We start from the raw sequence: 20,509 nt of genomic DNA, 5'->3' as shown, positions 1-20,509 counted from the left end.
AGCGCAGCGACGCGCCGTGCCGGTTGGCCCTTCGGACGAGCTGAGCAGCGCAGGGCTTGGTGGGCGCGCGCGCAGCGCGCATCAACCAAAACTGACTTGGGGCAGATGTCTGAGCGCAGCGGCCGCAGGCCGCGAAGCGAGTTTCTGCCCCGCCCACCAAGACCGAGCAGCGCAAGGCAGCCCTCGCGCAGCGAGGGCCGAGGAGGCAGGGTCGCTTTCTTTGCCCCCTTTCTTTGTCGACACAAAGAAAGGGGGTCGGCCGCCGGGCCGAAACCCCGGCGCGGCCTCACGCAGTGAACAAGCCATGCGAAGAGCAGCACGAGCCTTCGATCCGCGAAGCGGACCCTGTCCTGAGCCTGTCGAAGGGTCAGGCCGACCGGATGAGAGTGCGCGCGTGCTGAGGAATCCCGCCTTGGCGGAAGGCAACAAACCATGAGCGCCGTCCTCACCCCCGACACCCCTCACCTCGCCAGCTCCGACTTGCGCGACTTCTGGCGCACCTTCTCCCACAACAAGGGCGCTGTCGCCGGCCTGTTCGTCTTCCTCGCCGTGCTGCTGTGCGCCGTCTTCGCCGGCGTGATCGCACCGCACAGCCCCATCGAGCAGTACCGCGACGCGTTGCTCACCCCACCCATGTGGGCCGAAGGTGGCAGCGCCAGGTTCATCCTCGGCACTGACGACATCGGCCGCGATGTGCTTTCGCGCCTGCTGTACGGTGCCCGGCTTTCGCTGGCGATCGGCTTCGTGGCCGTGCTGCTGTCGATGCTGCCGGGCATCGCGCTCGGCCTCGCCGCGGCGTTCTTCCCTCGCGTCGGCACTGCGATATTGCGGTTGATGGACGTGATGCTCGCCTTGCCCAGCCTGCTGCTTGCGATCGCCGTGGTGGCGGTGCTCGGCCCCGGCCTGGTGAACACGATGGTGGCGATCGCCATCGTGGCCGTGCCGAGCTATGTGCGACTCACGCGTGCCTCCGCGATGACCGAACTCACGCGCGACTACGTGGTGGCGTCGCGCCTCGCGGGTGCCGGCACGATGCGTCTGATGTTCAACACCGTGCTGCCCAACTGCATGGCGCCGGTGATCGTGACGGCCACGCTCGGCTTCTCCGACGCCATCCTCACCGCGGCGGCGCTCGGCTTCCTGGGCCTGGGCGCGCAACCGCCCACGCCGGAGTGGGGCACCATGCTCGCCTCGGCACGCGACTACATCGAGCGTGCCAACTGGGTGGTCACCTTTCCTGGCCTGGCGATCCTCGTCACCGTGCTGGCCATCAACCTGATGGGCGACGGCCTGCGCGACGCGCTCGACCCGCGCATGAAAAGGCTGTGATGAGCAAGTCACCGAGCCGCCTCAAGACTTGCTCCGCCCCCTCGGGGGGCCGGCGCGCAGCGCCCTGGGGGCAGGCATGAGTCACCTGCTGGAGATACGCAACCTCTCGGTGCAGTTCGGCGCCTTTGCCGCGGTGCAGGGCCTGGACATCACGCTCGACCGCGGCGAGCTGCTCGGCCTGGTCGGCGAATCGGGGTCGGGCAAGAGCGTGAGCATGCTCGCGCTGATGGGTTTGATCGAGGCCCCCGGGCGTGTGACGGCCGACGTGCTGCGCTTCGATGGCCACGACCTGCTCACGCTCGCGCCACGGCAGCGCCGCGAGATCGTGGGCCGCGACATGGCGATGATCTTCCAGGACCCGATGAGCAGCTTGAACCCGAGCTACACCGTGGGCTTCCAGATCATCGAGACACTCAAGGTGCACCAGAAGGGGAGCAAGGGCGCGCTGCGCGACCGCGCGTTGGAGCTGCTCAAGCTGGTCGAGATCCCAGACCCCGAGTCGCGCCTCGATGCCTATCCCCACCAGTTGTCCGGCGGCATGAGCCAGCGCGTGATGATCGCCATGGCGCTGGCCTGCGCGCCGAAGCTGCTGATTGCCGACGAACCCACCACGGCGCTCGACGTGACCATTCAGGCCCAGGTGCTCGACCTGCTGGTGGCCTTGCAGGGCAAGCAGGACATGGCTCTCGTGCTCATCACGCATGACCTGGCGCTGCTGGCCGAGCACGCCAGGCGCATCGCCGTGATGTACGCAGGCGAGGTGGTCGAGGTACAGACCGTGCCGGCCTTGTTCGACCGGCCGCACCACCCCTACACCGAAGCGCTGCTCGCTTCCATCCCAGAACACAGCCGCGGCGCGAAGCGCCTGCCCACGCTGAGTGGCGTGGTGCCCGGGCTGCATGACCGGCCCGCCGCATGCCTGCTCTCACCGCGCTGCCCGCACGTGCGCGAGGCATGCCGCGTGACCCACCCCGGGCTGCAGCCCATGCCCGACGGTGGCAGCGCGCGCTGCCTGTTCCCGCTCAACGTCGACACCGCGCCATGACCGCCCCCTTGCTCGAAGCCCGCGACCTCGCGCGCCACTACCGCGTGTCACGCGGCCTGTTCAAGCCCCCGGCGACTGTGAAGGCGCTCAACGGCGTGAGCTTCACGCTCGACGCCGGGCAGACGCTGGCGGTGGTCGGGGAGTCTGGCTGCGGCAAGTCGACGCTTGCGCGTGCGCTCACGCTGATCGAGAAGCCCACCAGCGGCAGCCTGCGGCTCGCCGGCACCGACGCGGCCAGCGCCTCGGCAGACCAGACCCGTGCGCTGCGCCGCCAGGTGCAGATGGTGTTCCAGAACCCGTACGCCTCGCTCAACCCGCGCAAGCGTGTGGCGCAGATGCTGGACGAGCCGCTGCTGCTCAACACGCAGCTCACCCCCGCCGAGCGCCGCGAGCGCATTGCTGATGTGCTCACGCAGGTGGGGTTGCGGCCGGAGCATGCGCAACGCTACCCGCACATGTTCTCGGGCGGGCAGCGCCAGCGCATCGCGATCGCGCGGGCCATGATGCTGCAGCCCGGGCTGCTGGTGGCCGACGAGCCCACCTCGGCGCTCGACGTGTCGATCCAGGCGCAGATCCTGAACCTGTTCATGGACATCCAGGAGCGCACGCAGGTCGCCTACGTATTCATCTCGCACAACCTGAGCGTGGTCGAGCACATCGCCGATCGGGTGATGGTGATGTACCTGGGCCGCGTGGTCGAGTTCGCACCCAAGGCCACGCTGTTCGCGCAGCCGCTGCACCCGTACACCAAGGCCCTGCTGTCGGCCACGCCCAGCATCGACCCGGCCCGGCGGGCGAAGAATATCCGCATCGTCGGCGAGCTGCCTTCGCCGCTCAACCCTCCGAGCGGCTGCAGTTTTCACAAGCGCTGCCCCTACGCCCAGGCGCGCTGCAGCGAAGAGGTGCCGTTGTTGCGCCCGGTGGACGGGCGCGAGGTGGCGTGCCACTACGCTGAAACCATCCCGGCATGACGGGCTGGCTGCTGCGCCGCACCCAGGCGATGCCGCACGAGCTGGCGGCGGTGCTTTGGTCGTTCGTGTACTTCTTCGCGCTGCTCGCCGGCTACTACGTGTTGCGCCCGATCCGCGACGAGATGGGGCTGCAGCTCGGCGCGCAATCGCTGCAGTGGCTGTTCAGCGCGGTTTTCATCGTGATGCTGCTGCTCGTGCCGGCCTTCGGCTGGCTCAGCCGGCGCTTCGCCCGGCGCCAGTTGCTGCCGTGGCTGTATGGCTTCTTCGCCGTCAACCTGCTCGGCTTCTTTGTGGTGTTCCAGGGGGGCGGCACGCAGAGCCCGGCGGTGGCGCGCACCTTCTTCGTGTGGGTGGCCGTCTACAACCTGTTCGTGATCTCGGTCTTCTGGAGCTTCATGGCCGACCTGTTCGACACCGAACAGGCCAAGCGCCTGTATGGCTTCATCTCGGCCGGCGGCACGCTCGGCGCGCTGACCGGGCCGCTCATCACGGCCGGGCTGGTGCGGGTGCTCGGGCCGAAGTTGCTGGTGCTGGTGTCGGCGGCTTTCCTGTGCCTGGCGATCGTGGCGATCTTCAAGCTGCGCGGGCTGGCGCGTGAACGTGAAGCGGGCCGGCCCGAACCCGACGACGGAGAGCACGCGGGCCTGAAAGGTGGGGTGTGGAGCGGGGTCACCGATGTGCTGCGTTCGCGCTACCTGCTGGGCATCTGCTTCTTTCTCTTCAGCTACGCGCTGTTGTCGACGTTCCTGTACTTCCAGAGCGTCGACCTGATCCCCCAGCACTACACCGACCCCACCGAACGCACGCAGCTCCTCGCCAAGATCGATCTGGTGGTGAATGTGCTCGCGCTGCTGCTGCAGGTGCTGGCCTTCAAGGGCCTGATCACGCGGCTGGGCACGCGCTGGACGCTGATGCTGCTGCCCATCGTGTCGGTGCTCGGCTTCGTGGCGCTGGCCTTGTACCCCGTGGTAGCGGTGGTGGTGGCGTTCGGCGTGTTGCGCCGGGCCGGCGAGTACGCACTGAGCAAACCGGCGCGCGAGACGCTCTTCAACGTGCTCCCGCCCGAGCAGAAGTACAAGGCCAAGAACGTGATCGACACGCTGGTGCACCGCACCGGCGACACCGCCTCGGGCTGGGTCTTTGCCGGCCTGCGCGCGCTCGGGTTGACCGGCGTGCAGATCTCGTGGCTCTCGGTGCCGGTCGCGATGGCCTGGGTGGCGATTGCGTGGTCACTCGGGCGCCAGGCCGAAACCCTGCAGGCCAGGGAGGCTTCGTCGTCTTCGACAATCGGGCGATGAACAAGGCATTCACCAAGGAAAGCGACGGCGACGAAGACGACGACGACATCGCGTTGCCCGCGCTGCCGCCCGGCGGCAAGAACTACGTCACGCCTGCCGGCTACAAGCGGCTGCGCGAGGAGTTGATGAACCTGCTCGACGCGGAGCGGCCCAAGGTGGTCGAGGTCGTCTCGTGGGCCGCCAAGAACGGCGACCGCTCCGAGAACGGCGACTACCTCTACGGCAAGAAGCGCCTGCGCGAGATCGACCGCCGCATCCGCTTCCTCACCAAACGGCTCGACATCGCCGAAGTGGCCGATCCGTCGGTGCACCACGGGAGCGACCAGATCTTCTTCGGCGCCACCGTCACCTACGCCGACGCGCAGGGGCAGGAGCGCACCATCACCATCAAGGGCATCGACGAAACCGACAACCTGCAAGGGGAGGTGAGCTGGGTATCGCCGATCGCCCGCGCGCTCCTCAAGGCGCGAGTCGGGGACGAGGTGTCCCTCATGACGCCCGGCGGATTGCAGAAGCTAGAGGTGGTCGAAGTGCAGTACCCGGCGCCGGACGTTCCAGTGGCGTGAGGGCAAATTAGGGGCTTACCCGCGCTTTCTCGGCAACCCAATACAAGAAATGCACGAGCCTCCACTTTAGGATGAATGCCGCACAGTCGTGCAGTAATTCACACTATTCGAAGGAGACCACATGCATCACCTTGCCTTGAATGGCGGCCGCGGCACCTTGTCGCGCCTGCGTCGCCTGGCTCTGGCCGGTTCCTTACTGATCACTGCCGCGAGCGGAGCGCTTGCCGCCGTCTCGCAGGCTGCCATCCAGCCTGCTCCTGCGGGCGCCCACTTCCTGGATCGCAGTAGCCAGATCGGTGTAGCGGGCTACACCGACCGCGAGTTCCGCATGTCCGGCCTTGCCAAGACCTATCGGGCGGCCAGCACGCTGCGCTCTGACGGCAAGTGGAGCGCGACCGTCGTCTCGACCAACACGCCCTACGCGACGGTCATGCTGGTGCGCAGGCCCGCCGACCCGGCGCGCTTCAACGGCATCGTGATCGTCGAGTGGCTGAACGTCAGCTCCGGCTACATCCTCGACATCGACTGGGCCATGTCCAAAGAGGAGTTCCTGCGGGCGGGCTACGCCTATGTCGGCCTGACCAACCAGAAGACCGGCATGGAGGGCTTGCAGGAGAAGAACCCGACGCGCTACGCCACCGGCAACCTGCCCAACGACAACATCTCCTACGACATCCTGTCGCAGGCCGCCAAGGCGGTGCGTGACCAGTACGGCGTGTTGCTCGGCGGTCTGGTACCGAACAAGGTGTTCGCCACCGGGCACTCGCAATCGGCGCTGCGCCTGACGACCTACGTGAACGCCATCCACCCGCTCGACCGCGTGTTCGACGGATTCGTGATCCACGGCCGCGGCAACTCGGGCACGAAGATCTCGTCGACCGACCTGCGGGGGACGCCTTCGAGCACCGTGATCCGCAACGACCTGCAGGAGCCGGTGTTCCAGTTCCAGACCGAGATGGATGTGGACTCGCAGCCCGACACCTCGAAAGCCGTGGACACCGCCAAGATCCGCTACTGGGAGATCGCCGGCGGCTCGCACTCCGATGCCTACATGTTGCAGTCGATCTACGCCGTGAGCACGCGGCCGCCGGCGCAGTGCGAGTTGCCGGCCAATGCGATGCCCTCGTACCGCGCCATGAACGCGATGTACTCGCACCTGGTGAAGTGGTCCACGCAAGGCACCCCGCCGCCAACCGCACCGCGCATCACCCGCAGCCGCTTGACCGGGCGCATCCAGCGTGACAGCAGCGGCAACGCCCTCGGCGGCCTGCGCCTGCCCGAGATCAACGTGCCGTTTGCCACCTATGGGATCGACAACTCCACGACGGGCTCGCGCGATTTCCTCGACCTGTTCGCCTGCGTGACCAGCGGCAGCACGGAGCCCTTCTCGGCATCCAGGTTGCTGTCGCTTTACCCGGACCGCGCCAGCTACTACAGCAAGTACAAGGCAGCGGCAGATGCGGCGCTGGCGGCCGGCTACCTGCTGCCGGCCGACCACGCGAAGGCGCTGGCCGAAGCGGCCGTGGCACCGATCCCTCGCTGAAGGAGTCGATGAAAGGTCGGGCCCCGCTAGGGCCTGACCCGCGTCACGCGCAGCACCGCAGGCGAACGGCGAAGCGTGCGCATCACGTCGGCCAGGTGCAGGCGGTCGCGCACGCTCACCAGCAGCCGAAGCTCGGTGGTCTTGGCGGCCGGTTCGTCGTCCATGTCGATGTGCGTGATGTCGGCTTCGGCACTGCTGACCGCCGAGGCCACCTGGGCGAGAACGCCCTTGCCGTTGGTGAGCAGCAGCGTGATGCCGGTCTCGAAGGCACGCGCCGGTTCTTCGGACCACTCCACGCTGATCCAGCGCTCGCTGTCGCGTTCGAACAGCCGCTTGCCGACACCGCATTCGGCGGTGTGCACCAGCAGACCCTCGCCACGGCCGAGGTAGCCCACGATGCCGTCACCCGGGATCGGCCGGCAACAGGGCGCCATCTGAACCGACGCGCCCTCGGTGCCGTCGATCACCACCAGGCCTTGCGTGGGCGTGTCTTCGGCGGTGGCGTAGCGCCCCATGGTGAGTGTGAGTGGGTCGACCTTGGCGCCGCGCTCGAGCATGAGCTGCGCCAGCCGCTTGGCCACGATGATCGCGATCTTGCGGCCCAGGCCGATGTCGGTGAGCAGGTCGGCGCGCGTGCGGTTGCCGCTCCACTTGGTGAGCGCCTGCCACAGGGCCGCGGCCGCGCCGTCAGACGGGTCGCTCGGCGGCATCGACAAACCTTCGCTGCGCAACGCCTGGGCCAGGAGCTTCTCGCCGAGCTGCTGAGACTCCTCCTGCTCCATGTTCTTGAGGTAGTGCCGGATCTTGGAGCGCGCTCGGCCGGTGCGCACGAAGTTCAGCCAGCCCGGGTTGGGGCGTGCACCGGGCGCGGTGACGATCTCAACCACGTCGCCGCTGCGCAGCTCGGTGCGCAGCGCGACCGGGTCGCCGTTCACTTTGGCCGCCACGCAGTGGTCGCCCACGTCGGAGTGGATCGCGTACGCGAAGTCCACCGGTGTGGCGCCGCGCGGCAAGGCCATGATCTTCGACTTGGGGGTGAACACATAGACCGCATCCGGGAAGAGATCGATCTTCACGTGCTCCAGGAACTCGGTCGCATCGCGGGTCTCGTCCTGGATGTCCACCAGTGACTGCAGCCACAGCGCGCCCAGTCGTTGCGCATCCTGTGGCTGGCCGGAGCCGCCGATCTTGTACATCCAGTGTGCGGCGATGCCTTTTTCGGCCACCGCATGCATGGGCTCGGTGCGGATCTGGAACTCCACCGCCGTGCCCAGCGGGCTCACCAGCGTGGTGTGCAGCGACTGGTAGCCATTGGCCTTGGGGATGGCGATGTAGTCCTTGAAGCGGCCCGGCAGTGGCTTGTAGAGCTGGTGCAGCACGCCGAGCGCGAGGTAACACTCGGGCAGCGTGTTGACCACGATGCGAAAGCCGAAGATGTCGTTCACCTGGGCAAAGCTGAGGTGCTTCTCGCGCATCTTGGTGTAGATGGAGAACAGCGTCTTCTCGCGGCCGTAGACCTGCACCTTCTGGCGGGTGTCGGCAAAGGCCTTCTCCACCTCGCGCTGGATGCGGTCGACGATGTCGCGGCGGTAACCCCGGGCGCGCAGCACCGCCTTCGACAGCGCCGCATGGCGCCAGGGGCGGATGTGCTGGAACGAGAGCTCCTGCAACTCGCGGTAGGTCTGGTTCAGGCCCAGCCGGTGGGCGATGGGAGCGTAGATGTCCAACGTTTCACGCGCAATGCGCGCCCGCTTGGCCGGGGCCACCGCCTCCATGGTGCGCATGTTGTGCAGGCGGTCCGCCAACTTGATGAGGATCACGCGCACGTCGCGTGCCATCGCCAGCAGCATCTTGCGGAAGGACTCGGCCTGCGACTCTTCCTTGGTCGAGAACTGCAGCTTGTCGAGCTTGGTGAGGCCGTCGACCAGGTCGGCGGTGGCGGCGCCGAATCGCTCGATCAACTCGACCTTGGTGACGCCGCAGTCCTCCATCGCATCGTGCATCAGCGCGGCCATGATGGCCTGGGCGTCGAGCTTCCAGTCGGCGCACAGGCCGGCGACTGCAATGGGGTGGGTGATATACGGCTCGCCGCTTGCGCGGAACTGGCCGAGGTGAGCCTCGTCGGCGAAGCGATAGGCCTCGCGCACGCGCTTGATGTCCGGCGCGCCGAGGTAGCTCAGCTTGTCGGTGAGCGTGGCAAATGACGCAGCGGCCGCGTCCCCTGTAGCCGACGGCGGTGCGGCGGGCTCGCGCACACGTCGACCGACGCCAGACGCGGCATCGCGGATCCAGGTAGTGATCTGGCTGGCCATGCCCCGAATTTATCGCGGATCGCGCTCAGGCGACCTGGGGCTTGCCAAAAGGAAACGGCCCGCGTGGGGCCGTTTTGTTCAGTGTGCGTGGAGCGTTTCGTTCAGACCGGCACCTTGCGCAGCATCTCGAGGCCGACTTCGCCGGCGGCGATTTCGCGCAGCGCGGTCACGCCAGGCTTGTTCTTGGTCTCGATCTTGGGGGCGTGGCCTTGGCTCAGCATCCGTGCGCGATAGGTGGCGGCAAGCACCAGCTGAAAGCGGTTCGGGATCTTGGTGAGGCAGTCTTCAACGGTGATGCGGGCCATGGATGCTCCGATATTGCAGGCGGTCTAACTGAGGTTGAGAGCTGCGAAGACGCCGGATTTGCTTCTTCGCAGCGCAGCGTACTTGAGTCGCTGTGAATGAACGATCGCTTTCAAGTCAAAAAGCGCCGTTTCAAACAGGGCGTTGATTATAACGAAGTCGAAATGCCGGGCCTGAGCCACCTCGATGCGGGCATTGTGGAGCCGCTCGGCGATCACGTGGGGGTGGTCCTCGCCGCGGCGGGTGAGGCGCTGGGCGAGTTCTTCCCAGCTCGGCGGCAGGATGAAGATCAGCACGGCGTTCGGGAAGATCTGCTTGATCTGCAGGGCGCCCTGGTAGTCGATCTCCAGGATCACGTCTTCTCCGCCGGCGATGCGCTTTTCGACTTCGGTCCGCGAGGTGCCGTACCGATTGCCATGCACCTCGGCGTGTTCGAGGAACTCCCCACGATCGGCCTTGCCGGCAAAGCTGGGCTCGTCGATGAAGTAGTACTCGCGCCCTTCCTGCTCCTGCCCACGCGGCTTGCGCGTGGTGTGCGAAATCGACACCACCAGGTGCGAATCGAGCTCCAGCAGGGCCTTGACCAGACTTGACTTGCCGGCGCCGCTGGGCGCCGCGACCACGAAGAGGTTGCCGGGATAGTCCATGCGCGCGATTTTGCCCCGAACACGGGGGGGGCAGGGTCGGCCGGTGCGCGCGGGCGACACCGGAACGCCCGTGAGGCAGTCGGATATCACACCGCGGCGCGGCGGCAAGTCAGGCTTCGCCGTCCAGCGGGGCTGGCAGGGCGTCACCGGCCTGCCGGCGGCGAAACAGTGCCGCACGTGCCAGCACGATGGTGGTGACCGGGGCCGTGATCGACAGCACGATGATGATCAGCCACACATGCAGCGACAGTGTTCCTGCGCGCGTGCTGAAGTGCACGATCGACGCCAGGCTCACGATCCACGCGGCCAGGGTGGAAGCCAAGGCGGGGGCATGCATGCGCGCGAAGAAATCGGGCAGGCGCACCAGGCCGAGCGCAGCTACCAGCACGACGACGCCGCTTGCGAGCAGCAGCACCGCTACAACGGCTTCGGCAATCGGGGGCCAGCTCATTCGATCACCTCGCCGCGCAGCAGGAACTTGGCGAGCGCCACCGAGCCCACGAAGCCGAACAGCACCATCAGCAAGGCGCCTTCGAAGTACATGTCGCTGTCGTAGCGGATGCCCAGCACGAGCATCAGCAGCATCGCAACGATGTACATGAAATCGAGTGCCAGAACGCGGTCCTGCGCGGAGGGGCCCCGCAGCATGCGCACGAGCCCGAGGCCCATGGCGGCCACGTACATCAGCAGCGTGGCCGTGATGGCCATCGACAGCAGGGTGCTCATCCGAAGATGTCCTTCAGCGGTTGTTCGTATTCGGTCTTGAGATGGGCCACGAAGGCGGCCTCGTCATCCAGGTCGAAGACATGCAGCAGCAGCGCGCTGCGGTCGGGCGCGAGTTCGCACCACACGGTGCCGGGGATCACGGCCGTGATCATGGCGAGCGCGGCCAGCCCGTGCAGGTCGCGCAGCTCGAGCGGCACCGTGACGAAGGCGCTGCGCGGCGGCCGGCGCCGCGCCATGAAGACGCCGATCGCCACCTCGATCGCCGAGCGCACCACATCGCGGCCCACGCGCAGCACCAACCCGGCGAGCGTGACGAAGCGCCTCAGTGGTCCGGGTGCCGGCCGCAGCGGAGCCATCAGCAGCGGCAGTGCCCACGCCACAACCAGGCCGAGGATCAACTGCCCCGGGCTGGCGCTTCGACTGAGCAGCAGCCAGCCGGCGAAGAGTCCCAGGGACAGCCAGGGTGAGGGCAGCAGGCGCTTCATCGTGCGGCCTCCACATTGCGCGTGACGGGGCGCGCATCCATCACCGCCTTGATGTACTGCTGTGGCGCGTGCAGGGCGGCAGCCGTGGCCTGCGTGTAGTGCAATGCGCGGTCGCCCTGCGCGACCAGGGCCACCGCAGCGACAAGCAGTCCGGCGATCGGAAGCGTCTCTGCGACGCGCAGGCGGGGCGATGGGCGTTCAGTACCCGCCCAGAAATGGCGCATGCCCACGCGCATCATGGCCATGGCGGCGAGCAGCCCAGAGACGATCAACAAGCCGAAGAGCACCCACGCCGGCAGGTTCTGCAGGTCGAGCAAGGCGGTCAGCATGGTCAGCTTGGCGACGAAGCCCGACAGCGGGGGCAGGCCCGCCACCACCATGGCGCACACGATGAACGCCACGCCCAGGAAAGCCAGCGCGGCGGGGATCGCTCGCCCGGTGAGGGCCTGTTCGTCGTCGTCGAGGTTGGCGCCCTGGGGCGGCTCGGCGTCGATGAACGCGGGGAGGGCGTCGCCGCCGGCATCGACTTCCTGTGGGCCGAGTTCGACCTGGCGGCTGCGCTCGAGCAACTCGACCAGCAAGAAGAGCGCGCAACCCGCGAGTGTGGAACTGGCGAGGTAGAACAAGGCCGCGCCGGTCAGCACCTGGTAGTCGAAGCCGACCGCGGCGACCAGGGTGCCCGACGATGCGATCACGCTGAACCCCGCGAGCCGCGACACCTGCTGCGAGGCGAGCATGCCGACCGCGCCGAAGGCGAGCGTGGCCAGGCCGCCCCACACGAGGACGTCGCCGCCGAACGACGCCGAGTCGCCTGCGTTGGCGGGGAAGCACAAGGTCCACAGCCTCAGCACCGCGTAGACGCCGACCTTAGTGAGGATGGCGAACAGCGCCGCCACCGGCGCACTCGCTGCGGCGTAGGCCGGAGGCAGCCAGGCATTCAAGGGCCACAGTGCCGCCTTGGCGAGGAAAGCCACCGCGAGGATGGCGGCGCCCGCGTGCAACAGGCCACGGTCGCTCGCTGGCACCAGCGGCAACTTGTTGGCGATGTCTGCCATGTTCAACGTGCCGGTCACGCCGTAGAGCACCGCCACGCCGATGAGAAACAGCAGCGACGCCATGAGGTTGATGGCGATGTAGTGCAGCCCGGCGCGGACACGCGCCATGCCCCCCCCGTGCAGCAGCAGCCCGTAGCTTGCGGCGAGCAGAACCTCGAAGAAGACGAACAGGTTGAACAGGTCGGCCGTGAGGAAGGCGCCGTACAGCCCCATCAGCTGCAGCTGGAACAGCACGTGGAAGTAAACCCCCGCGTGTTGCCAGCGCGCAAGCGCGTACAGCAGCGTGGCCAATCCGATGCAGCCGGTCAAGACGGCCATCAGGGCCGAGAGGCGGTCAGCCACGAGCACGATGCCGAACGGCACCGGCCAGTTGCCCGGCAAGTAGATGCCGAAGGCCGCAGGCCCTTGATGCGCGGCGTTCAGCAGGAGATGCACCGCCAGCGCGAGGCCGACTGCGGTAGACGCCAGATTGATCACGCTCTTGATGCCGCGCCGGCCCTCGCCGAGCATCAGCATCAGCGCGGCCGTTGCAAGAGGCAACAGGACGGGGGCAACGACCAGGTGGTTGGCCTGGTACTCGACGTGGATCAAGGGCGCTCCTCCTGGCCGTCCACGTGGTCTCCGCCAGACAGGCCGCGAAGCGCGAGAAGCACGACGAGAAAGAGGGCCGTCGTCGCAAAGCCGATGACGATGGCCGTGAGCACCAGCGACTGCGGGACCGGATCGCTGTAGTGGGCCAGATCGGCAGGCACGCCAAGCTTGACGATGGGCTCGCGGCCGATGGCCAGGCTGCCCACGCTGAAGATGAAGAGGTTGATCGCATACGACAGCAGCGACAGCCCGATCAGTACCTGGAAGGTCCGTGGGCGCAGCACGAGCCACACGCCTGCGCCGGCGAGCACGCCGATGGCAATCGAGACCACGGATTCCATCAGCGGCCCCCTTCGGCGCGAGGCGAGTCGATCGCGTTCATGGTGAGTCCTTGTCGTCGTCGCCCGCTTCTTGTCGGCGTTGCGCGCGCAACGACTGGTGGGCGATGGCCGTGAGCAGCAGCAGGGTGGACCCCACCACGACGGCGAACACCCCGAGGTCGAAGAGGGCCGCGGTGGGCAGGTGCACCTCTCCGACGAGCGGCCAGTGCACGTGCGCGGTGTATGTGGTCAGGAACGGGTAGCCCAGCACGATCGAGCCCAGGCCGGTGCCCACCGCCATCAGCAGGCCGAAGGCGATCCACCGCGGAGGCATCAACCGCATGCGGGCCTCGACCCAGCGCGTGCCGCCCACCATGTACTGCGCGATGAACGCGATGGCAACCACCAGCCCCGCCACGAAGCCCCCACCTGGCTCGTTGTGGCCGCGCATGAAGAGATGGAAGGCGAAGACGCCTGCCACCGGCAACAGCAACCGGACGAGAACCGAGGGCACCTCGAGGTACTCCTGAAGGCGGTCGGTGTCGTCGGCGCGGTCGACGAGATCACGCCCCATGCCGCGCAGGCGCTGCTGGGCCGGCTGCTCGATGGTCTCTTGTGGCGGCCGAAAGCGCCGCAGCAGTGCGTACACCGTGATGCCGACGATGCCCAGCACGGTGATCTCGCCCAAGGTGTCGAAGGCGCGGAAGTCCACCAGCATCACATTGACGACATTGGTGCCACCGCCGCCTGGAAGCGCCTGCTCGATGAAGAACGGCGCGATCGACAGCGGCGCGGTTCGTGTGAGCAGCGCGTACGAGAGTGTGGCGAGGCCGACGCCGATGAGCACGGCCAGGATCACGTCGCGGCGGCGGCGCCACCATACGCGGGTGGCGATGCGCGGGTCGTCCTGCGCGACCCGCTTGGGCATCCAGCGCAGCCCCAGCAAAAAGAGCACCAGCGTCACCACCTCGACCGCGAGCTGCGTGAGCGCGAGGTCGGGTGCCGAGAACCATGCGAACGTGACGCACAGCACGAGTCCGACGACGCCCAGCATCGCGAGCGCTGCAAGGCGGTGGAACTTGGCCTGTTGCGCCGCACCCACCGCGCACACGCAGCCGACGATCCAGATCAGTACGAACTCCGGCGTGGCCGGCACGCGCGCGCGATCGCCCCATTCGAGCGGCACGATCAGTGCCGAACCCAGGCCGGCCAAACCGGCGATCAGCACCATCGCGAAAAGCTGAGGTTGCAGCCGCTTGGTGCTCGAGTGGCGCAGCAGCCACGACGACGAGCGCGTTGCGAAGGCCAATGACACCTCGAACATGCGCTTGCCGTCCAGCCCGAGCAGCAGCGGGGCACTGCGCGATCGCCGCTGCTTGAACCGCTCCGCGAACACCAGATAAATGGCGGTGCCGATGACCAGCGCCACCAGGCTCATCACGAGCGGGGTGTTGAAGCCGTGCCAGATCGCGAGGCTGTATTCGGGCAACACCCCTCCCACCACCGGCTTGGCTGCCGTGGCGAGCAACGGGCCGACCGACCACGCCGGCAGCGTGCCCACGACCACGCAGGCGATCACCAGCAACTCGATCGGCACGCGCATCCAGTGCACTGGCTCGTGCGGGCGGCGCGGGCAATCGGGTGGCGCACCGAAGAACACGTCGTGCCCGAATCGCAGCGAGTACACGACCGCGAACACGCCGGCGAGCGTGGCGGCGGCGGGCAGTCCCCATTCCAGCCACGGGGTGCCGGTGATGAATACGGTCTCGGCGAAGAACATCTCCTTCGACAGGAAGCCGTTGAGCAGCGGCACACCGGCCATGGCCGCGCAGGCCACGATGGCGAGCGTGCCGGTGATGGGCATCGAGCGGTACAGGCCGTCGAGGCGCCGCATGTCGCGCGTGCCGGTCTCGTGGTCGATGATGCCCACCGACATGAAGAGCGAGGCCTTGAAGGTCGCGTGATTCATCATGTGAAAGACGGCCGCGACTGCGGCAAGCGGGCTGTTCAGGCCCAGCAGCAGCGTGATCAGCCCAAGATGACTGATGGTGGAGTAGGCGAGCAGGCCCTTCAGGTCGTTCTGAAACATCGCCGAGTACGCACCCAGCAGCAAGGTGGCCAGGCCTGCGCTTCCGACGATCCAGAACCAGGCGTCGGTGCCGGCCAGCACCGGCCACAGCCGCGCGAGCAGGAAGACGCCGGCCTTCACCATGGTTGCCGAATGCAGGTACGCCGACACAGGCGTCGGCGCCGCCATCGCATGTGGCAGCCAGAAGTGAAAGGGGAACTGCGCGCTCTTGGTCAGCGCGCCCAGCAGCACCAAGACGAGCGCCAACGGGTAAAGCGCGTGGGCTCGCACGCGGTCGCCGGCCGCGAGCACGGCATCGAGTTCCAGGCTACCCGCCATGTGCCCGATGAGCAGCACACCTGCCAGCAGCGCGAGCCCGCCTGTCGCCGTGACGGTGAAGGCCATGCGCGCACCGCGGCGCGCGTCTTTGCGGTGCGTCCAGTAGCCGATGAGCAGGAAGGAGAAGACGCTCGTCAGCTCCCAGAACACGACGAGCTGCACCAGGTTGCCCGACAGCACCACACCGAGCATCGCGCCCATGAAGCCGAGTAGCAGCGAATAGAAGCGCGCCGCAGGGTCTTCAGGTGAGAGGTAGTAGCGCGCGTAGATGGCAACCAGCAAGCCCATGCCGCTGACCAGCATGCCGAACATCCATGCGAAGCCGTCGATGCGCACGATGAGGTCGATGCCCAGGCTGGTGAGCCAGGGCAGGCGTTCCGAGACCACCTCACCTGCCGCGATCTGCGGGTACAGCATCGCGAGGGGGACGGCCACGGCCAGCGCGACCAGCGATGCCCAGGACGATTCGAGATTGCGTGCGTTCGTCGGCAGCAGCGCTGCGACCACGCAACCGACGAAGGGCAACAGCAGGAGAATCAGCAGAGGCATCGCCGGGCAGTTTAGGAGATGCCGCCGCACATTCGAGAGAAACACAGCGCCGCGCTATGCGGGCTGTGCCGAGAATCGCCTACTCGAGGTTCTGCACTTGCTCGCGCAGTTGCTCGATCAGCACCTTCATCTCGACAGAGATGTTGGTCAACTCCAGCGACGACGCCTTCGAGCCCAGCGTGTTGGCCTCGCGCAGCAGCTCCTGGATCAGGAAGTCGAGGCGCTTGCCCACCTCACCACCTGCCTTGAGCAGGCGGGCGATCTCGTCGAGGTGGGCGCGCAAGCGGGCCAGCTCTTCGGCCACGTCGATGCGGATGGCATAGGCAGCCGCTTCGTTCAGCGCACGTTCCTGCAGTGCTTCCTGAGACACGCTCTGCGTACCGCCCGTGGCCGCCAGCGCCTCTTGCCAGCGCTCGACGAAGCGCTGTTGCTGGCGTTGCACGACAGCCGGTACCAAAGGCTCGGCCTTGGTCGCCAGCTCGCGGAGGCCGTTCACTCGTTCCATCAGGATCGCGACCAGTTTCTCGCCTTCGCGCTGGCGCGCCTCACGCAGGCCGACGATGCACCGCCGCGCGGCGTCGAGGGCCACCTCGTCGAGCTTCTCGGTTGCGCTGCCGCCCTTGCACCACTGCATGACCTCATGCACCGACAGGCCCTGTGCCTTGGGCAGCCACCCCTGAACGGTGCTTTCCAGGCGCGCCAGCCGGTTCAGTTGTTCGGGCTGAGGCGAAGGCCAGGCGTTGTCGGCTTCGCTCTTCGCGTTCAGGCGCAGTTCGATCTTGCCGCGGCGGAACGCCCCGGTGATGAGATCGCGCAAGGCGGGCTCCAAGGCGCGGAGCTCGTCGGGCAAGCGAAACCCCAGGTCCAGGAATCGCCCGTTGACGGAGCGCAACTCCACCGTCACGCTGGCACCTGATCGCGCGCTCGAAGCCTCGGCGGCGCCTGTGGTTTCTGTCGCAGATTGCGCCCCGGCGGTGGCGCTTGCGTACCCGGTCATGCTGTAGACTGGCATTCGACTTATCGCATTGCAAAAAGAGATTATGTCAAAGCCGAAACCAGCGCCATTGCCTTCGGGCACCGTGGTCGGCGGCTACCAGATCATCAAGAAACTGGCAGCCGGCGGCTTTGGCGTGGTCTATCTGGCCGAAGATTCCGATCGTCATCTGGTCGCGGTCAAGGAGTATCTGCCCTCGTCGCTCGCCGAACGCGCGCCTGGCGAATTGATGCCCCGCGTCAAGCCCGAGAAGCAGCCGCTTTATCGTTTGGGCCTGAAGAGCTTCTTCGAAGAAGGCCGCAACCTCGCGCAGATCTCACACCCGAGCGTGGTCTCGGTGCTCAACTTCTTCCGCGAGAACGACACCGTCTACATGGTGATGAACTACCTGCAGGGCGACACCCTGCAGGACTTCATCGTCACCGCGCGTGATCTCAAGCGCGACAAGGTCTTCCGCGAATCGACCATCCGCAGCCTGTTCGACGAGATCCTGCGCGGCTTGCGCATCGTGCACCAGCACAAGATGCTCCACCTGGACATCAAACCCGCCAACATCTTCATCACCAACGAGAACAAGGCGGTCTTGCTCGACTTCGGCGCCGCACGCGAAGTGCTGAGCAAAGAGGGCAACTTCATTCGCCCGATGTACACACCCGGCTTTGCCGCGCCCGAGATGTACCGCCGCGACGGCACGCTCGGTCCCTGGACCGACATCTACGCGGTGGGCGCCTGCATCTACGCCTGCATGCAGGGCTACCCGCCCAATGATGCGCCGCAGCGCATCGAAAAGGACCGCCTCGCGCTGAGCCTCTCGCGCCTGCGCAACGTGTACTCAGACAACCTGATCGAAGTGACCGAGTGGTGCATGTCCCTCGACCCGCTGTCGCGCCCGCAGAGCGTGTTCTCGCTGCAAAAGGAACTGGCGCGCGAGACCGAGCGCCGCTATACCAAACTGAGTTTCAGCGAGCGGCTCAAGCTGCAGCTCGAGAACCTGACCACCGGCGCGAAGGCCTAACGCATCATGCAATTCACGGTCTATCAGGTCAGCCGCAAGGGCGGCCGCGAGAAGAACGAAGACCGCATGGGCTATTGCTACACGCGGGATGCCGGTTTGTTCGCCCTGGCCGACGGCATGGGCGGCCACCCCGAAGGTGAAGTGGCCTCGCAACTCGCACTGCAGACCTTGGCCGCAATGTTCCAGCGCGATGCCAAGCCCACGCTGAAAGAGCCGATGCGCTTCCTGCACGAAGCCATCATCGCCGGGCATCACCAGTTGCTGCGCTACGCCACGCAGAAGGCGCTGATCGACACCCCGCGCACGACCATCGTGGCCTGCGTGCTCCAGGGCAACAACGCCTACTGGGCGCACTGCGGCGATTCGCGCCTGTACCTGGTGCGCGGCGAGAAGCTCGTCGCCCGCACGCGCGACCACTCGTATTCCGAGTTGCAAGAGACCATGAGCCACGTCGTGCCCATGGGCGAGCGCTTCAACCGCAATGTGCTGTTCACCTGCCTGGGCAGCCCAGGCAAGCCGGTGGTCGACACGGTCGGCCCGCTGGTGCTGCAACGCGGGGACCGCCTGCTGCTCTGCTCCGATGGCTTGTGGGGCACGGTTTCCGATACTGAGATCACCGATCAGCTCGGCAGGAACACCATCGCCGATGCCGTCCCTGAATTGGTCGAGCAAGCCCTGCGCAACGGCGGCCCGAAGAGCGACAACGTCTCGGTGCTGGCGGTCGAGTGGGAGTCGGCCGAAGACGGCGACAGCCAGAGCGCGATCTCCACGCAATCGCTGGGCGAAGAGGTGTTCGCATCCACCATTCAGGCAAGCGTGCTGGGCCAGGAGCCGCCGGACGAGCTCGACGAAGCAGAGATCGAACGCTCGATCCGCGAGATCAACGAGGCCATCCGGCGCTCGTCGCAGAAGAAGTCCTGAGGGGCTGGGAAGCCCCTCGCTCCCGAGTGCGGGAGCGATCCGCCGAGTGGCGCGGACCGCCCTTCGCGGACAATACGGCCCATGACATTCCAACGCACCCAATCCAGAGCGGCGGACGCGCTGCGCCCCGTCGCCATCACCCGCGGCTACACCATGCATGCCGAGGGTTCCGTCCTGATCGCCTTTGGCGACACCAAGGTGCTGTGCACCGCCTCGGTCGAAGAAAAGGTCCCCCCGCACAAGCGCGGCAGCGGCGAAGGCTGGGTGACGGCCGAGTACGGCATGCTGCCGCGTGCCACGCACACCCGCGGCGACCGCGAGGCTGCGCGCGGCAAGCAGAGCGGCCGCACGCAAGAGATCCAGCGGCTCATCGGCCGTTCGCTGCGCTGCGTGTTCGACCTGAAGAAGCTCGGCGAACGCACCATCCACCTCGATTGCGACGTGATCCAGGCTGACGGCGGCACGCGCACAGCCGCCATCACGGGCGCCTACGTGGCGGCGGCCGATGCCGTGAAGTGGTTACAAAAGCAGGGCCTGCTGGTCGAGTCACCGATCCGCGAGGCGGTGGCAGCGATCTCTGTGGGCATCGTGGAAGGCACGCCCTTGCTCGATCTCGAGTACGTCGAGGATTCGGCGTGCGACACCGACATGAACGTCGTGATGACCGCCGCCGGCAGCTTCGTCGAAGTGCAGGGCACGGCCGAGGGCGTGGCCTTCTCGCGCGGTGACATGGACCAGTTGCTCGCGCTGGCCGACAAGGGCATTCGCGAACTCGTGCTTGCGCAGCGGGCGGCTTTGGAGGCCTGACGATGCGCCTCGTGCTGGCTTCCAACAACGCCAAGAAACTGGTGGAGTTGCAGGCCTTGTTTTCGCCGCTCGGCGTGGAGCTCATCACGCAGGGCAGCCTGGGCATCCCCGAGGCCGAGGAGCCGCACGTCACCTTCGTCGAGAACGCGCTTGCCAAGGCGCGCCACGCCGCCGGGCACGCCAAGACCGCGGCGATTGCCGACGATTCGGGCCTGTGCGTCGATGCGTTGGGTGGCTCGCCCGGCGTGCTCTCGGCCCGTTACGCCACGCTCTTCGGCCGACCCAAGAGCGACGACGAGAACAACCGCCTGCTGCTCGAAAACATGGCCGTCCAGGCTGACCGCCGTGCACGCTTCGTGAGCGCGCTCGTCGCGGTCCGCTCGGCGGACGACCCGGAGCCGCTGATCGCCTTCGGTCGCTGGGACGGCGAGGTGCTGAGTTCTCCACGCGGCGCAAGCGGCTTCGGCTATGACCCGCTGCTTTTCATTGCGTCGTTGGACAAGAGCGTGGCCGAGCTCGACCCCGCTACGAAGAACGCGCACAGCCACCGCGCGATCGCATCGCGCCAGATGCTCGCGATGATGCGCGACGTGTGGCGCCTTGGCTGAGCGGACGAGCCGCCCGG

The 20,509-nt window shown here is 66.9% G+C and carries 20 protein-coding genes; 10 read left to right on the top strand and 10 right to left on the bottom strand.

Going from position 1 to position 20,509, the window contains the following annotated elements; genetic code table 11:
• Positions 1-432 precede the first annotated feature (432 nt).
• From AC1KAR_RS04880 to AC1KAR_RS04855, 6 genes are all read left to right on the top strand, one after another.
• On the top strand, positions 433-1,329 hold the full coding sequence (locus AC1KAR_RS04880) for an ABC transporter permease subunit (protein ID WP_480315028.1): 897 nt from the start codon (positions 433-435) through the stop codon (positions 1,327-1,329).
• Between the two features lie 76 nt (positions 1,330-1,405).
• A complete protein-coding gene (locus AC1KAR_RS04875; protein ID WP_480315026.1) occupies positions 1,406-2,374 on the top strand; it encodes an ABC transporter ATP-binding protein in 969 nt (322 codons plus the stop codon).
• A complete protein-coding gene (locus tag AC1KAR_RS04870) occupies positions 2,371-3,345 on the top strand; it encodes a peptide ABC transporter ATP-binding protein (protein WP_480315024.1) in 975 nt (324 codons plus the stop codon). The genes AC1KAR_RS04875 and AC1KAR_RS04870 overlap by 4 nt, the downstream gene beginning before the upstream one ends.
• A complete protein-coding gene (locus AC1KAR_RS04865) occupies positions 3,342-4,643 on the top strand; it encodes an NTP/NDP exchange transporter (RefSeq protein WP_480315022.1) in 1,302 nt (433 codons plus the stop codon). The genes AC1KAR_RS04870 and AC1KAR_RS04865 overlap by 4 nt, the downstream gene beginning before the upstream one ends.
• Entirely contained in the window at positions 4,640-5,209 is a 570-nt protein-coding gene (gene greB / locus AC1KAR_RS04860; RefSeq protein ID WP_480315020.1) for a transcription elongation factor GreB, read from the top strand. Before AC1KAR_RS04865 ends, greB begins: the two co-directional genes overlap by 4 nt.
• A 121-nt stretch (positions 5,210-5,330) precedes the next feature.
• The gene (locus AC1KAR_RS04855) at positions 5,331-6,752 is read left to right on the top strand and encodes an alpha/beta hydrolase domain-containing protein (protein WP_480315018.1); all 1,422 of its coding nucleotides are present in this window, start codon (positions 5,331-5,333) and stop codon (positions 6,750-6,752) included.
• A gap of 26 nt (positions 6,753-6,778) precedes the next feature.
• Here AC1KAR_RS04855 and AC1KAR_RS04850 read toward each other — a convergent pair whose 3' ends face one another.
• The 10 genes from AC1KAR_RS04850 to AC1KAR_RS04805 all read right to left on the bottom strand — a co-directional run bounded on the left by AC1KAR_RS04850 (position 6,779) and on the right by AC1KAR_RS04805 (position 17,159).
• On the bottom strand, positions 6,779-9,064 hold the full coding sequence (locus AC1KAR_RS04850) for a RelA/SpoT family protein (RefSeq protein WP_480315016.1): 2,286 nt from the start codon (positions 9,062-9,064) through the stop codon (positions 6,779-6,781).
• Positions 9,065-9,165: 101 nt separating this feature from the next.
• Entirely contained in the window at positions 9,166-9,369 is a 204-nt protein-coding gene (gene rpoZ, locus AC1KAR_RS04845; RefSeq protein WP_480315014.1) for a DNA-directed RNA polymerase subunit omega, read from the bottom strand.
• Positions 9,370-9,393: 24 nt separating this feature from the next.
• Positions 9,394-10,014, bottom strand: a complete 621-nt coding sequence (gmk, locus tag AC1KAR_RS04840) for a guanylate kinase (protein WP_480315011.1) — start codon at positions 10,012-10,014, stop codon at positions 9,394-9,396.
• Between the two features lie 109 nt (positions 10,015-10,123).
• The gene (locus tag AC1KAR_RS04835; protein ID WP_480315009.1) at positions 10,124-10,465 is read right to left on the bottom strand and encodes a Na+/H+ antiporter subunit G; all 342 of its coding nucleotides are present in this window, start codon (positions 10,463-10,465) and stop codon (positions 10,124-10,126) included.
• The gene (locus AC1KAR_RS04830) at positions 10,462-10,740 is read right to left on the bottom strand and encodes a K+/H+ antiporter subunit F (protein ID WP_480315007.1); all 279 of its coding nucleotides are present in this window, start codon (positions 10,738-10,740) and stop codon (positions 10,462-10,464) included. The genes AC1KAR_RS04835 and AC1KAR_RS04830 overlap by 4 nt, the downstream gene beginning before the upstream one ends.
• Positions 10,737-11,225: a Na+/H+ antiporter subunit E gene (locus AC1KAR_RS04825; protein ID WP_480315005.1), complete on the bottom strand. Its 489-nt coding sequence runs from the start codon at positions 11,223-11,225 to the stop codon at positions 10,737-10,739. The genes AC1KAR_RS04830 and AC1KAR_RS04825 overlap by 4 nt, the downstream gene beginning before the upstream one ends.
• The gene (locus tag AC1KAR_RS04820) at positions 11,222-12,796 is read right to left on the bottom strand and encodes a monovalent cation/H+ antiporter subunit D (protein WP_480317761.1); all 1,575 of its coding nucleotides are present in this window, start codon (positions 12,794-12,796) and stop codon (positions 11,222-11,224) included. Before AC1KAR_RS04820 ends, AC1KAR_RS04825 begins: the two co-directional genes overlap by 4 nt.
• A 71-nt stretch (positions 12,797-12,867) precedes the next feature.
• Positions 12,868-13,212, bottom strand: coding sequence for a Na+/H+ antiporter subunit C (locus AC1KAR_RS04815; RefSeq protein ID WP_480315003.1), 345 nt, complete (start codon positions 13,210-13,212; stop codon positions 12,868-12,870).
• Positions 13,213-13,249: 37 nt separating this feature from the next.
• Entirely contained in the window at positions 13,250-16,147 is a 2,898-nt protein-coding gene (locus AC1KAR_RS04810) for a monovalent cation/H+ antiporter subunit A (protein WP_480315001.1), read from the bottom strand.
• A 79-nt stretch (positions 16,148-16,226) separates the two neighbouring features.
• Positions 16,227-17,159, bottom strand: coding sequence for a YicC/YloC family endoribonuclease (locus AC1KAR_RS04805; RefSeq protein ID WP_480314999.1), 933 nt, complete (start codon positions 17,157-17,159; stop codon positions 16,227-16,229).
• 28 nt (positions 17,160-17,187) lie between these two features.
• Between AC1KAR_RS04805 and AC1KAR_RS04800 the strand changes: the two genes are divergently transcribed.
• From AC1KAR_RS04800 to rdgB, 4 genes are all read left to right on the top strand, one after another.
• Positions 17,188-18,156 (top strand): serine/threonine protein kinase, encoded by a 969-nt coding sequence (locus AC1KAR_RS04800; protein ID WP_047498909.1) that lies wholly within the window; start codon positions 17,188-17,190, stop codon positions 18,154-18,156.
• A 6-nt stretch (positions 18,157-18,162) separates the two neighbouring features.
• Positions 18,163-19,077 carry a PP2C family protein-serine/threonine phosphatase gene (locus AC1KAR_RS04795; protein ID WP_480314997.1) on the top strand — a complete coding sequence of 305 codons (915 nt, stop codon included), beginning with the start codon at positions 18,163-18,165 and terminating at the stop codon, positions 19,075-19,077.
• 81 nt (positions 19,078-19,158) lie between these two features.
• Entirely contained in the window at positions 19,159-19,884 is a 726-nt protein-coding gene (gene rph, locus AC1KAR_RS04790; protein WP_480314995.1) for a ribonuclease PH, read from the top strand.
• 2 nt (positions 19,885-19,886) lie between these two features.
• The gene (gene rdgB, locus AC1KAR_RS04785; protein WP_480314993.1) at positions 19,887-20,492 is read left to right on the top strand and encodes an RdgB/HAM1 family non-canonical purine NTP pyrophosphatase; all 606 of its coding nucleotides are present in this window, start codon (positions 19,887-19,889) and stop codon (positions 20,490-20,492) included.
• Positions 20,493-20,509: the final 17 nt, after the last annotated feature.

The organism is Piscinibacter sp. PDB1-1, from assembly GCF_056675995.1.
The sequence above is the reverse complement of the archived record's forward strand: the minus strand, read 5'-3'. Positions and strand labels throughout refer to the sequence as shown.